The following is a 14271-nucleotide window of genomic DNA, read 5'->3' as shown; positions in this document are numbered from 1 at the left end:
CCCACTGATTATTAGCCCACACCAATCGGACTTTTACGGACAGTTGATCCCCCACCTAACTTCTTTGCTTCCACTGAATTTTGAGGTGGGGGTCTTACTGCCCGTTAAAGCGGGATAAAATCTCCCACTCCCATTCATCTGAAAGTGTAATAGTACTGGCGAATATTCCGGAGATGAATGTCAGGTGGCTTAAGATAACATGTTTGCTACTATATCCTAAATTTTCTTAATATAAATTTTTAAAACGCGCTTCAATTTTATCCGGCGTCATTACGCCACCACCAATAGGAATAATTTGATTATCCTTTTGTAAAAGTAAGGAAGGATAGCTATTAACACCAAGCTGTCGAACTTTATTAAAATCATTTTGGACATCTATTATTGTTTCTTGAGCGTTTAAACGTTCTAATACTTGTTCAGGGTCCAAACCATGCTCGATTGCAATTTTACGATATGTTTCAGGATCACTCAGACTTTGGCCCTCATAATAAAACGCTTTTTGCATAGCCGAAGTGAATTCTAATAAACGGTCTGGCGCTAATGAGCGTAAAGCTGAAAAACCAATTGCAGCATCTTTCGAATTCATTTTAAAAGTCCCTTCCTCCACCAATTTTTGATAGGAAGGACCAAATTCAGCACCTGTAAGTTGATTAATTCTTTTATTTCCTTCTTCTATATATGAAAAGTTTTTCATTGGTAAATTATCTAAAAATAACCCTCCACATAAAACCGTTAATGGTACTTCAGTGTGGTTTTTGTAAAATCCTTTAATACTTTCTGAAAAACCATAGCACCATCCACAATATGCATCCCATACGTAAATAAGATTATCTTGTTTCGTCTCCATTTAAATCTCCTACCTTTTTTTTATTATCCAGCTCAACTAAATTTTTGGTTTATATAAGTACATCTTTTTATACCTTATTCTTTTTTAGATACCTTACTATATTTCCCCAAAACTAATATTTCCAAAGAAAGATCCACCAAGGTTTTTAACAAAAGATAACGTTTCACCTTATTGCCCCGTAACAGAAAATACTAAAGCTTAGAATATGCATCGATTTGAATATGTTAGTAACTTTCTACACCGGGTGGCAACGTATGGACCACCATCCTTAATTAAATATATAAATCATATTTTTAGCAGATATTAGTTGTAACTAAATTGATTACATCTTTATGTAACTATTTTAGTTACAACTAATATAGAAGTCAATTCTTTTTTTCGAAAACATTAAATTTCTACATTAATCTACAACTAATCCCACTCTTTACAAAAATATATCAACGATTATTCAATTATATCGATCGTAACTCCGAATATATCAACGTTTCGACACAACATATCGATTTACCGACACAACATATCGATTTACCGACAAATTTCGAGCGCGTTATCTCCTAAACTAACAACCAATCCCACACCCCAACGCAAAAAAAAAAGCACCAGGTCCCCATAGTGCTCTCCCTCTAAAACAAATGACAAGCCACTTCATGCCCTTTCGCAATCTCAACCATCTTCGGTACTTCCTGTGCGCATTTTTCAGTGGCGAATTTGCAGCGCGTTCTAAATTTGCAGCCGGACGGTGAGTTGAGCGGGCTTGGTACTTCTCCCTCTAGGATGATCCGTTCTTTTCCTATGTTTGTTGGATCTGGTTCTGGCATGGATGAGAGTAGTGCTTGTGTGTATGGATGTGCCGGTTTTGTGTATAGGTCTTCGCTGTCGGCAATTTCTACTATGTTTCCTAAGTACATGACTCCGATGCGGTCTGATATGTGCCTTACCATCGATAGGTCATGTGCGATGAATAAGTATGTGACGCCTGTTTCTTCTTGGATGTCTTGCAGCATGTTTACGACTTGTGCTTGGACTGAGACATCGAGTGCTGAGATTGGTTCGTCACATAGGATAAAGTCTGGTTTTACAGATAGTGCGCGCGCGATGCTGATGCGCTGTCTTTGACCTCCGCTAAATTCGTGCGGGTAGCGATATAAATGTTCTTCTTTTAAGCCTACCTTTTTAAGCAGGTCTAATATGATTTCTTTTTGTTCTTCTTTTTCATAAGATCCATGAATGTTCATTGGCTCACTAATAATTTGGAATACGTTCATTGCCGGGTTTAATGATGCGTATGGATCTTGAAAAATGATTTGCATTCTTTTTCGATATTCTTTTAGTTCACTTTCCTTTAAACTTGCGATATCTTTTCCGTCGAATAAAACGTTACCTGAAGTGACGTCGTGTAAACGAATGATGCTTCTTCCTGTCGTTGATTTTCCGCAGCCAGATTCTCCTACTAACCCGAATGTTTCACCTTTTTTAATTGTAAAGCTTAAGTCATCGACTGCTTTTAATTGCTCTGTTTTTCTACCGAATAGTCCTTTTTTAATAGGAAAATACTTTTTTAAGTTCCGAACTTCAATTAAGTTTTCTTCATGCATGGGAATCACCTACCGCCCTATCATTTAACCAGCACATGGAACGCCTTCCGTCTCCAATTTCAAAATATGGCGGACGTTCTTTTTCACAAATGTCCATCGCATGCGGGCAACGCTCTGCGAATGGGCAACCTTGTGGTGGATTTAATAAGTTTGGCGTTACACCTTGAATAGGAGCGAGTCTTTCTTTTACGCCGTTCGATATTTTTGGCAGAGAGTTTAATAGCCCTTTCGTATATGGATGATTCGGCGCTTGGAAAATATCAAGTACAGGTCCTTCTTCCATAATAAGCCCGCCATACATAACGATGACGCGCGTACAGTTTTGCGCGACAATTCCTAAGTCATGCGTAATAAGAAGTAACGCCATATTCGTTTCGTTCTTTAAGTTTTTCATTAAATCTAGTATTTGTGCTTGTATCGTTACATCAAGTGCAGTCGTCGGTTCGTCAGCAATAAGAAGGTCAGGGTTACAAGACATCGCCATTGCAATCATAACCCGCTGCTTCATACCACCGCTTAGTTCATGCGGATATTGTTTTACCCTTTCTTCTGGTGACGAAAGGCCGACTTGTTTTAACAAGTTAATCGCGATTTGCTCTGCTTCTTTCTTTTTCACTTTTTGATGACGTATAATTACTTCCATCATTTGTTTCCCAATTTTCACGACCGGATTCAGCGCTGACATTGGGTCTTGAGAGATAAGTGAAATTTGATTTCCTCTAATAGAACGTAATTCTTTTTCAGATTTAGAAAGTATGTTTTCATTATGAAAAAGAATCTCTCCTTCTTTCACTTTTCCTGGGGACATAACGAGAGACATAACAGACTTCGCCATTACACTCTTTCCGCTTCCAGATTCCCCAACGATACCGACTACTTCTCCTTTATTTAAGCGAAATGTAACGCCGCGGACCGCTTCAACTTCGCCACTTTCTATGAAAAAAGAAGTCTTTAAATTTTTCACTTCTAGTAGTTTTTCAGACACGCTTCTCACTCCTTTCACTTAACACTTTAGTTTTCATGTCCGGCTCCTTTTGGTGCGAAAGCTTTCTTCAATGCTTCACCAATTACGTTAAAACTAAGTACCGTTAAAAGGATAAGAAATCCTGGGAAGAGCGTTAAATACCAAGCTTCACCAATATATCCTTGCGCATTGTTTAGCATGCTGCCCCAAGAAGAATCTGGTTCTCTAATACCTAAACCTAGGAAACTAAGTGATGATTCCATTAAAATTGATGTCGCAATCGTTAATGTCGCGGCGATAATAATGGTTGATAAAATGTTAGGAATGATATGTCTTACAATAATCATAAGTGACTTTTGTCCTGATACTTTTGCGTATAAAACGTACTCACGCTCTTTTACAGATAACGTTTCTGCCCTTACAATACGGGCGGTGTCCATCCATGTTAGTAATCCGATAATAAGAACTAGCGTCGTAATTCCTGGTTTTAAATACGCATTTAATAGTAGCATTAAAAAGAATGATGGAATTGACATAAGCACTTCAACAACTCGCATTAAAAAGTTGTCTAACTTTCCGCCAAAATACCCGCTAATTGTTCCAACTGCAGTACCGATTGTAATAGAAACAACCATCGCAAGGAAACCGACCGCAAGCGAAACTCGTCCGCCATATAACGCTCTCGTTAAGTAATCCCTTCCGTAATCATCCGTTCCGAAAGGATGACTCATACTCGGTTCTTGTAAGCGATCTGGAATCGACATTTTGCTAGGATCGTACGGCGATACGAATGCGAAAATTGATGCGACCGTTAAAACCGCAAGTATAATAACTCCCATTGCAACAAACTTATTTTTCGTAAAGCTATGTTTTATCGTTTGAAATCTCCTATTATTCATTCCAAATCACCCCCTCATTCGAATGCGCGGATCTACTACGCCATATAAAATATCAGCAATTAAGTTACCGAGAATTAACATGAATGATGATAGTAATGTAATTGCCATGATAATCGGATAATCAAATCTAAAAATAGCATTTACCCCCAGTGAACCAAGACCCGGCCATGAAAATACTGTTTCCGTAATGAACGCTCCGCCTACTAAACTTGGAATCGATAATCCGAAAATTGTAATGATCGGTATTAATACATTTCGAAGTACGTGATTAAATAAAACCGTTTTCTTTGAAGCGCCGTACGCATATTGAATTTGTACATATTCTTCTTCTAATTGCTGAATCGTACTTGAACGAATATATCTCATATAAACAGATACGTTTTGGAACGCTAGCACCATGCAAGGTAAAATGCCGTGTTGCACAATATCCCAGACAGAGTCTTTACCTACGGTGCGCATACCCATACTCGGAAGTAGGTTCAATTTTAAAGAGAATAAGTAGACTAATAGTAGTGCAAACCAGAAAACCGGCATAGAAATACCAACGTATGAAATAAAGTTTACAATGCGGTCAAAGAATGAATTCTTTTTCACACCTGTAAATAGTCCAAGCGGTATTGCGATTACGAATGAGACGAGTAAAGATGATCCCATTAATCCAATTGTTGCAGGTAATCTTTCTGTGATAAGTTCCAAAACAGGACGATGATTTTGAAGTGAGTAACCAAAGTTTCCTGTTAAAATGTTTTTTAACCATAAAAAATACTGCACGTAAATTGGTTGATCTAGTCCTAAACTTTTGCGAATACGCTCCACATCAATTGGACTCATATTTGGCGTTACAAAGTTTCGAACCGGATCCCCCGGTGCTAGTTTTATTAATAGAAAAGAAATAATAGAAATAACAAATAAAAGCGGAATTGCATTTAAAAGCCTCTTCGCAATTACTTTATACACAAACTTCCCCCCTCAAGCTAAAGAAGCTGATTTCCACCAGCTTCTTTATTGTTTCTTATTTCACTTCATAAATCTTAGATAGATCTTCAAACATTGTGACAGGAATTGCTTTCGCTTCTTTTAATCCATCAAACTTTTTATCTACTGCAATAACTGCTTTCGGATACGCGATTGGTAGATAAGGTACGTCTTCTCTAGCTGTCTCTTGAATTTTATGGTATAGCTCTGCGCGTTTTGTTTTATCTGTTTCAACTGCAGCTTCTTCCCATAACTTATCGAAATCAGCGTTTTTATATCGTGCATAATTGTATTCAGCATTACTTAAGAATAAGCTCTTATATGAATCTGGCTCAGGTCCCATTATGTAACCACCAAATGTAATGTCATATTCTTTATTCTCTTTATCTAAGCCTTTTTCACTTGCTGCACTAGCATCTAATGCATTTAGTTCAACTTCTAAGCCAACTTCTTTTAATTTTTGTTGTGTATAAAGCGCTAAGCTTTCCATAATTTTATTATTCGTTACATACATGACGCGTACTTTTTCTTTATCTTTCACGCCAGCTTTTGCTAATAAATCTTTCGCTTCTTTTTTATCATACTTATACTCTTTAATATCTTTCGCATAATACATAGCGTCTGGCGTTAAGATTGAATTTGCTGGTTCTGCAAATTCACCTGAAACGAATGCTGAGTTAATCATTTCTTTCTTATCTAACGCATGTGCAATTGCTTGGCGCACTTCTTTTTTCTTCATAAGCTCCGTATTCATGTTATAAGATAAGTAGAATAATCTACCTTCAGGGAATGTCACCATTGAGAAGTTCCCAGTGCTATCTAATTTCTTAAAGTCTTGTGGCTCAATCATCTTCATGTTGATTTGACCATTTTGCAGTGAAACATTTGCTGTATTACGGTCTTTTACAACTCGGTATACGATAGAGTCTAATTTAGCTTTCCCACCTACATAATCATCAAATCGATCTAATGCAACGTACTCATCTGATTTATACTCTTTAAACTTAAACGGCCCTGATCCTACAGGCTGTAAGTTTTTCTTACTCTTCGCTAAATCTGCTTCCCCTTCAAATACATGTTTCGGAATTGGGAAGAAATCATTCATCACACCTTCGAAAGATGCGCTTACTTGTGGTAAAACGAATTGAGTTGTTAACTCATCTACCTTTTTCACCTCAAGCGGCTTTCCTTTAAAAATAAAGTTTTCACGACTTGAGCTATTTTGCTTTTCATCCAAAATAGATTGGAATGTAAATGCTATATCGTCTGATGTAATTTTCTTACCATCATGCCATTTCAAATTATCTTTTAACTTCAGTGTCCAAGTTAATTGATCTTCTGAAGGCGTAAAGCTCTCAGCAAGAACAAACTTTTTCTTACCGTTTTCCATATGATATAGCGGCGCATATAAAGCTTGCTGCACAGTTAATGACACACGATCATTCGCATAAAGCGGATTCATCGTATCTGGATTATCGCTAACACCAATCGTTAACGCCCCTCCGTCTTTTCGGAGTCCCTGATTTACTAGTTCCTGCTTGCTTCGAATCTTTTTCCCCTGAACAAGCAGCTAATGCAATAAATAATAGTAGGACAAATGGTAATACAAACAACTTCTTCATATTTCGACCCCTCTCGACTATTTACACCTATAAGAAAACTCGGAATTAATACCGAGTTTTCTTATAGGTTTTAAATTACCACTACCCGTATGTATTGTCAAACTTTTTCGCAAAGGTAGAAAGTTTGTAATCTATTAATGCATTCTTGCAATAAACTATATTTATGCGGAGGAGAAAATAAAAAGACCACGAATAAGTAGCCTTATAAAATGAGGTAAAAAACTATCAACTTACAGAAAATCCCTCTAAAATGATTATTTTATATGATCGAAAATGTAGAATGGGATTAAAGACAAAAAACACATTTAGGAGGTTATCATGACATTTGATGAATTGAAAAAAAGACCACCAAAAGGCAGTCTCAAAACTCAATCTTATTCCCTACCCCTTGCTCCAACGCTCTCTCATACAAATACTTCGCAACGATAATATCTACTACCGCCAAACCAACTGATTTGAAAATAGTAATCTCTTCATCATTTTCGCGCCCAGCTTTTTCTCCGCTTATAATTTGACCAAGTTCAGCGTGAATGGCGTTTGCTTTGAATAGACCTTCTTTTATCGGAACTTGAAGGTCTCCTGTTTCGTCTAGTGCTGCTTCTTTTGATTCGACTACTACTTTGTTTGCTTTAGCTATGGCATGTGAGGGTAGTTCTTGCATGCTCGGTCTGAATGAGCCGACGGCGTTTACGTGGACGCCTTTTTGCAAGATTTCTGAGAAGACTGGTGTGGTTGCGTTCGTAGTTGTAACGATGATGTCTGCTTCACGTACTGCTTCATTTGGATCCTTGTAAACGTAAGCAGGTTTACCAAATTTCTCTTGTATATATTGCGCAAATGCATACGCTTTTTCTTCTGTGCGATTGTATAAGATGACTTTTTCAATATCTCTAACCGCAAATATTGCTTCGGCAATTCCTTTCGCTTGTTCGCCCGTGCCGATAATGCATAAAGTTTTTGCGTTATGACGAGCTAAATATTTTGTCGCTACTCCTGATAAGGCGCCCGTTCGGATCATCGTTAAGTACGATCCTTCTAGAAGTGCGAGCGGTTCTCCCGCTTGAAAGTCTGATAGCATCACAATCCCATTGATCGTTTTCTTTCCTATCTGTTTATTTTGCGGGACTACCGTTACTATTTTTACTCCAAGTGCCTCAAGTCCTTCCGCTACTGAAGGCATAATTAATGCCGTATTTTGCTCGTTCGCAAATGGTAATGAGCCTCTTATTGGTGTAATCGTTCTTTCTGCGGAAAATTCTTTTAAAGCAAGCGCCGCGTATTCAATAACTTCATTCATATTTACTAAGTTTCTTTGTTCGTTCGCGCTTATAACTAGCATATCTTTCCACCTCCTCCTTCTATCCCGTATTAACGGGCAGTAAGACTCCCATCTAAAAATTTGGTTGGACAAAGAAGTTACACGGGAGATCAACTGCCCGTAAAAACCCGATTGGTTCAACTAATAATCAGTGGGGAACCCCTCCACTGATTAAAGTTTCACTTTATCCTAACAAAAATCCCCGATTCAAATCATCTCTCGGATCTACAACGAACTGATGAAATCCTGTAATAAATGCATTCCCTGTTACTTTCGGAACGACAGCTTCGTATGTATGTACCGCTGTTACGGACAATACCTCTCCCTCGAATTTCCCGTCAGTAATGCATTCATGGACGAAAATTTCTCCCTTTTGCAGGGCATCTTTTGCAAAAAGAGTTGCGATTCTTGCGGAAGTTCCTGTGCCGCAAGGAGAACGGTCTACTTGTCCGTCAGCGAAGATTGTTACATTTCGTAAAGTTGCATCTTTCTCTTTCGGATCATCTGAGAAAATAACGCCGTATATTCCTTTCAATCCTTCTTCAAGTGGATGTTTCACTTCCATTTTGCTCTCTATATAATGTTTAATTTTACCGCCCCACATTTGAATAGCAGATAAATCTTTGAAATCAACTTTCAAACCAAATTCTTTACTATCTACAACAGCATAAAAAGCTCCGCCAAACGCGATATCTACTTGAAACTCATAGCTATCTATTTTAATAGGAACATCTTTTTTGTATACAAATGAAGGAACATTTTCAAATGATACGGACTCTACTTCACTCCCGCTATATGTTGCGTACGCAATGACTTCCCCAGCAGGGCTGTCAATAATGAATTTTTGTTTCTCACCTGTCACTTCAAACATACCTGTTTCAATTCCTACTGTAATAACAGCGATAATACCATGACCACACATCGTACTCCAACCTTCATTGTGCATAAATAACACACCAAAATCAGCGTGTGCACTTGCTGGCGGTGTAATGATACAACCGTACATTCCGTGATGCCCTCTCGGTTCATACATCAGAATTTCACGAAGGTAATCCAAATGTTCCATGCAGTAGGCGCGTCTTTCCAGCTGCGTTTCTCCTTTTATTTCTGGCACTCCGCCCGTAATAATTCGAAGCGGCTCCCCAGCTACGTGTGCATCAATCGTTGTATATATTTTACTAACCTTCATTTCGATCTCTCCCCTATACGTTGATACTCTTTTCATTGCAAATATCATGCCAACGCATAGGGTATAAATTTGTATGCATTTTTAGAAAAACATACACTACTGTCTATTTTTTTATACACTGTCCAGAGTCTATGTTATGGGGGCCCCCTTGATACAACCAGTCTTATTATTTTCAATGTAAAGTTACTTCGCTCCCCAACATATACTGTTCAAAAGCAAAAAGGAAGTGATCCAATGTACTACGGAACAAAGGGCTGGTACGTAGCTGAACTAAAAAAATTAGGCGTACGCTATCATGAAGGACGAAAATTAGAAAGTTACCGCGGACACGTATTACGCAATTTATTAATCGCACAACAAGAGAAATTAAAAGAACAGTAATAGATTCTCCTATCACAATATCAACTTATCGCCGCCTACAAACTGCCAATCAATCACACATCAAACTACACTAAAAAGGTCACCCAAACGGGTGACCTTCCTTTCTTATTCACAAACAAGAATTTGTCTAGTAAATGATCCTTTTCTGGTAATACAGCGATCTGTAATTTCAAACCCTGCTTCATGGATCATGTCGTCCATTGTCTCCATCGTTACAACGACTACCTTTTTAGCGATGCGGCGCGCACTTGAAAGAATGGAGAGCTGGTCTTCTGGTGTGGCATGCGTAAATAGGTCGTACGGCATATCGATAATGGCAACGTCGTAGTTCTCAGTAATTTCCTCGATTGGTCCTTTTGTTACTGTTCCTTCAAATCCGAAATGTGCGATATTTTTTCTTGTTCCAAGAACTACAAGTGGATTTATATCTCTACCAACGATGTTAATCCCCATAGAAAGTGCTTCTACTACTACTGTTCCAATACCGCAGCACGGGTCAATTGCTCGTACTCCCTCTGGATTTGGTACAGCGATATTTGCAACTGATCTCGCAACACGTGTGCTAAGAGATGTCGAATAACTATGCGGTTTTTTTATGTGATGATACCAAACTGGTTCGCTTTCTACATAGTGCCCGAAGTACCAGCGTCCTCCAAGAGGAACAATCCCGAATACACGCTCTGGATTACGAACATCCGCTTCTCCTTCAATATGCATGCCAAGGTCTCGTTCAATAAGACGTCTTTCTCCATATTCAATTTTATTCTCCCCAACGAGGTCATTGATTTTAACGAAGATAACTTTAAATGTCGCTCCCGCCAAATCAATTTGTTCCACTTGTTTTAAAATGCTTTCTAAGTCGTCCCCTTCATACATAACTTCAATTCGCTCTTTCATAAACGCACTTCTACTCGGGTCAATTTTGACATCACTTTTTAAAATATTAACGTGGGACTCCATTCCAAAGAACGAGCGCATTTCCAAGTAACATAAAGCACGCTCCTCCTCACGAAATGCATACGTATATATACAGGCAGGTGTTTTACTATGATTATTCAATCTATTATCATCCTCTATCGTTTAAAGTTGTTCTAATTACAATTACTCAAATACTTTTGTATATAAAATTAAATGATATCATATGCCGGAAATAAAGAGAAACGTTAATAAATAAAAGAGACTGCCAATGGCAATCTCTTATTATTTATTAACGGAAAGAAGACACGTTGTTACCCATTTCTTCATAGTAATCTAAAATGCCTTGATAAATCGCTTCCGCTGCACGTTGTCTCCATTCTTCAGTAGCTAGTTTTTCACCTTCACCTTTAGCATCGATGAAACCTAGTTCAGCTAAAATAGCAGGCATTGTATTGTATTTCACTACATAGAAGTTTTCTGTCTTTACACCTCTATCATTTGATTGAAGTGCTTGTACTAAACGTTTTTGTACTTTTTCTGCTAGTACACGGCTTTCTTCTGAGTTTGGATTTGTTGCCGATCTGTAGTAGAACGTTTCTGTTCCTTCTACTTGTTCATTAAACCCGTTTGCATGAATACTTACGAAAATATCACCTTTATTTTCTTGTGCAAATTCTACACGTTTTTTCAAAGATTCACCAGGAGTATTTCCCGGACGCGTATCATCATTACGTGTTAATAAAACAGTAAATGGTGTCTTTTGTTCAAATAGTTTTTGTACACGTAAAGATGTATCTAATACAATAGCACTTTCATCCATTTTCACACCAGAATGCCCTGGATCAACCCCACCATGACCTGGATCAATGATAATCGCTTTTCCTTCTAAGAAATTCCCTTGCTTCACTGGATTTAATTGATTTTTATTAACCCATTGGAAACCAGCGCCCATGCGGATACGAATCCAGCTGCCGTTCTCTTCAATAACAGTTACTTGCTGTGCGTTATGTGTTCCCATTACTTTTGACGAAGAAGAAGCTTCTGCATAAGTAGTGAATCCTTCATTAATAACTTCTGTTTTCTCTACTAAAGGTGTCCATTTATCACCGTTACTTGTTGCAATTTTGATCCATCCATCTCGTTCTTCTTTAATTTCTACCGTTTGTGGATTATGCTGATTCGCACTAATCCCAGAACTTAATGATGGTGCGTGATATGTAATGAATTTTCTATCTATGTACATTTTCTTTGTTTCTACTGGACGATCACTATTCTTGCTAAATTTATCTGTTTGCGCAGTAAGCTGAGCTGCTTGTTCACGCGTAATAGAATCATTCGGTTTCCAGCCATTCTCTGTACCTAAAGAAAGTTTTAATTCTACTAAAATATTAACTTCTTCTTTACCCCAATGATTCTCTAAATCAGCGAATTTTGTAGGAACTGGTCCTGTTACTTTGCTTTTCAGATTATATGCTCTTACAAGCATAGCTGCCATTTCAGCACGAGTTACTTTTCCTTCAGGATCAAATACTCCTGGTTCTCGCCCTTTAATAATATTCTCTTTTTCCATGGCTGCAATAAATGAAGCTGCCCAACTATTTTTTGCATCATTATAAGACGGCTTTGCATTTGGATCTACTTTAGCACCAATTGCTGTTGCGATAATCTTTGCTGCCTGGGCACGTGTTAAATTTCCGTATGGCATAAAGTTACCATCTGGCATACCGTTAATTACATTTCTCTCTACTAAATAATAAATTGCGTCTTTCGACCACGCACTATCTGAAACATCAGGAAATTTCTTCGTTTCTGCTAAACTACTAATTGGATGTGCTAGTAAATGTGCTGCTAATAAACCTGCGGCTATTGCTTTGTACTTCATGAAAAATAAATCTCCTCTCAAAACTTCATATTCATACAATTTTGTTAATAAAGCTAACTAAAAATATTAACTATTAATTAATTCCTTTCAATAGTGTATAACATTATATATCTATAGTAAATACGTTTCCGGCCGTATAACAAAAATCGCATATATATAACTTATAATGAATGTATATAAAAAAACTTTAATCAGCCCACAAATAGCGGGATTAAAAAGCGATTAGAACATGTCTCCTAATCGCTTTGCCAAATAAAAAGCTGATTAAAAATAATATCTTTAATCAGCTCTCTATTATCTATGAAATTATTCTTCAATTAAATTAGACATTACATATGCATACACTAATGCTTCTGTATGCGCAATAGAACTTTCATGTGTACGTTCAAATGCGTGAGAAGAATCAATACCCGCTCCAATTAAAGCATGTTTCACATCAAATCCCGCGCGAATCGCAGCTGATGCATCAGATCCGTAGTATGGATAAATATCTACTTTATATTCAATATGATTCGTTTTCGCAAGCTCTACTAAATGTTTACGCAGTGCGTAATGATACGGGCCGCTAGAGTCTTTTGCACAAATAGATACTGTATATTCATCAGATGCTTGTCCATCACCTAACGCTCCCATATCAACTGCTAAGTATTCAACAGTTTCTTCAGGAATGTTAGAATTACCACCGTATCCAATCTCTTCATTATTAGAAATTAAGAAATGCGTCGTATATGGTAATGTTACGTTTTCATCTTGTAATCTTTTAATTAATTTTAATAAAATCGCAACACTTACTTTGTCATCTAAATGACGGGATTTTATGTATCCACTCTCTGTAATTTGAACACGCGGATCAAATGAAACGAAGTCTCCTACTTCAATTCCTAATTCGCGTACTTCATCAGCTGAAAATACGCGCTCATCAATACGAACTTCAATATTTTTCTCATCGCGTTTTGCTTCACCTGCATCTTTATATACATGTACAGATGTTTGATGCATTAAAATCGTTCCTGTATATGTCTTGCCACTTGATGTTTCAATTTCGCAATATTCCCCTTCTACAGAGTTCCAGCGAAATCCACCAATCATAGAAAGACTCAGGCGACCATCAGGCTTAATTTCTTTCACCATCGCACCTAACGTATCAACGTGTGCCGTTAATAAGCGGTGCTGCGCATCATTCTTCCCTTTTACCGTTAAAATAAGAGCTCCCTTATTATTACGTTTCGTTTCTACGTTCCACTCACTGACATAGTTTTCAATGAAATTAATAATTTTTGCTGTATTTCCAGACGGACTCGGAATAGAGACAAGCTCCTTAATCAGTTCCATCGTTTCTTTCGTATGGTGTGCCATTGTCGTTTCCTCCTCATTTTCTCTACTATTCAGTATACAAAATTCGCCAGAAAACCTCTACTTATATGGCCTAATTTTCTAAATTGTAGTAAAATTCTTTTTAGTATACAAAAGGAGCCCTGAAATATGAATATATCAAAAAAATATATACACATTGCACTCATTTGGTTTTTAGCATCATTATTTTGTTTACAAATCTCTTATGCCATTCATACTACTACTTCTATTACAATCGGCTGGATATTAACAGCTATCTTCTTCATTATTAGCTTCATTGCAACAAGAAAGCATAGCGTTACTCAGTAACGCTATGCTTTTCCTATAA

Annotated in this window: 12 protein-coding genes and 1 pseudogene; 2 read left to right on the top strand and 11 right to left on the bottom strand. The window is 37.5% G+C overall.

Annotated elements, in window-relative coordinates:
* Nucleotides 1-226: 226 nt before the first annotated feature.
* From BC_RS04580 to BC_RS04540, 8 genes and pseudogenes are all read right to left on the bottom strand, one after another.
* Nucleotides 227-847, bottom strand: a complete 621-nt coding sequence (locus BC_RS04580) for a DsbA family protein (RefSeq protein WP_000448622.1) — start codon at nucleotides 845-847, stop codon at nucleotides 227-229.
* Nucleotides 848-1470: 623 nt separating this feature from the next.
* Complete coding sequence (locus BC_RS04575) at nucleotides 1471-2442, bottom strand: ABC transporter ATP-binding protein (protein ID WP_000544129.1); 972 nt, start codon at nucleotides 2440-2442, stop codon at nucleotides 1471-1473.
* A complete protein-coding gene (locus tag BC_RS04570) occupies nucleotides 2435-3427 on the bottom strand; it encodes an ABC transporter ATP-binding protein (protein WP_001291145.1) in 993 nt (330 codons plus the stop codon). Before BC_RS04570 ends, BC_RS04575 begins: the two co-directional genes overlap by 8 nt.
* 26 nt (nucleotides 3428-3453) lie before the next feature.
* The gene (locus BC_RS04565; RefSeq protein WP_001065285.1) at nucleotides 3454-4305 is read right to left on the bottom strand and encodes an ABC transporter permease; all 852 of its coding nucleotides are present in this window, start codon (nucleotides 4303-4305) and stop codon (nucleotides 3454-3456) included.
* 6 nt (nucleotides 4306-4311) lie between these two features.
* Nucleotides 4312-5262: an ABC transporter permease gene (locus BC_RS04560; RefSeq protein ID WP_000278778.1), complete on the bottom strand. Its 951-nt coding sequence runs from the start codon at nucleotides 5260-5262 to the stop codon at nucleotides 4312-4314.
* 55 nt (nucleotides 5263-5317) lie between these two features.
* Nucleotides 5318-6902: pseudogene (locus BC_RS04555) on the bottom strand (ABC transporter substrate-binding protein).
* A 361-nt stretch (nucleotides 6903-7263) separates the two neighbouring features.
* Nucleotides 7264-8241, bottom strand: a complete 978-nt coding sequence (locus BC_RS04545) for an ornithine cyclodeaminase family protein (protein WP_000960316.1) — start codon at nucleotides 8239-8241, stop codon at nucleotides 7264-7266.
* A 163-nt stretch (nucleotides 8242-8404) separates the two neighbouring features.
* Complete coding sequence (locus BC_RS04540; protein ID WP_000868678.1) at nucleotides 8405-9409, bottom strand: proline racemase family protein; 1005 nt, start codon at nucleotides 9407-9409, stop codon at nucleotides 8405-8407.
* 105 nt (nucleotides 9410-9514) lie between these two features.
* Here BC_RS04540 and BC_RS04535 point away from each other — a divergent pair, with 105 nt between their 5' ends.
* Nucleotides 9515-9790, top strand: coding sequence for a YflJ family protein (locus BC_RS04535; RefSeq protein ID WP_113732248.1), 276 nt, complete (start codon nucleotides 9515-9517; stop codon nucleotides 9788-9790).
* A 105-nt stretch (nucleotides 9791-9895) separates the two neighbouring features.
* On the opposite strand, the gene BC_RS04530 is transcribed toward BC_RS04535, so the two are convergent.
* From BC_RS04530 to BC_RS04520, 3 genes are all read right to left on the bottom strand, one after another.
* The gene (locus tag BC_RS04530; RefSeq protein ID WP_001059319.1) at nucleotides 9896-10849 is read right to left on the bottom strand and encodes a TRM11 family SAM-dependent methyltransferase; all 954 of its coding nucleotides are present in this window, start codon (nucleotides 10847-10849) and stop codon (nucleotides 9896-9898) included.
* Nucleotides 10850-10997: 148 nt separating this feature from the next.
* The gene (locus BC_RS04525; RefSeq protein ID WP_000875317.1) at nucleotides 10998-12590 is read right to left on the bottom strand and encodes an N-acetylmuramoyl-L-alanine amidase; all 1593 of its coding nucleotides are present in this window, start codon (nucleotides 12588-12590) and stop codon (nucleotides 10998-11000) included.
* Between the two features lie 306 nt (nucleotides 12591-12896).
* Nucleotides 12897-13946, bottom strand: coding sequence for a M42 family metallopeptidase (locus BC_RS04520; RefSeq protein WP_000930085.1), 1050 nt, complete (start codon nucleotides 13944-13946; stop codon nucleotides 12897-12899).
* Between the two features lie 126 nt (nucleotides 13947-14072).
* Between BC_RS04520 and BC_RS04515 the strand changes: the two genes are divergently transcribed.
* A complete protein-coding gene (locus BC_RS04515; protein ID WP_001027085.1) occupies nucleotides 14073-14252 on the top strand; it encodes a hypothetical protein in 180 nt (59 codons plus the stop codon).
* Nucleotides 14253-14271 lie beyond the last annotated feature (19 nt).

The sequence above is a fragment of the Bacillus cereus ATCC 14579 genome (assembly GCF_000007825.1).
In the GTDB taxonomy this organism is placed as follows: domain Bacteria; phylum Bacillota; class Bacilli; order Bacillales; family Bacillaceae_G; genus Bacillus_A; species Bacillus_A cereus.
Note: the sequence above shows the minus strand (reverse complement) of the source record. Positions and strands in the feature narration are given on the sequence as shown.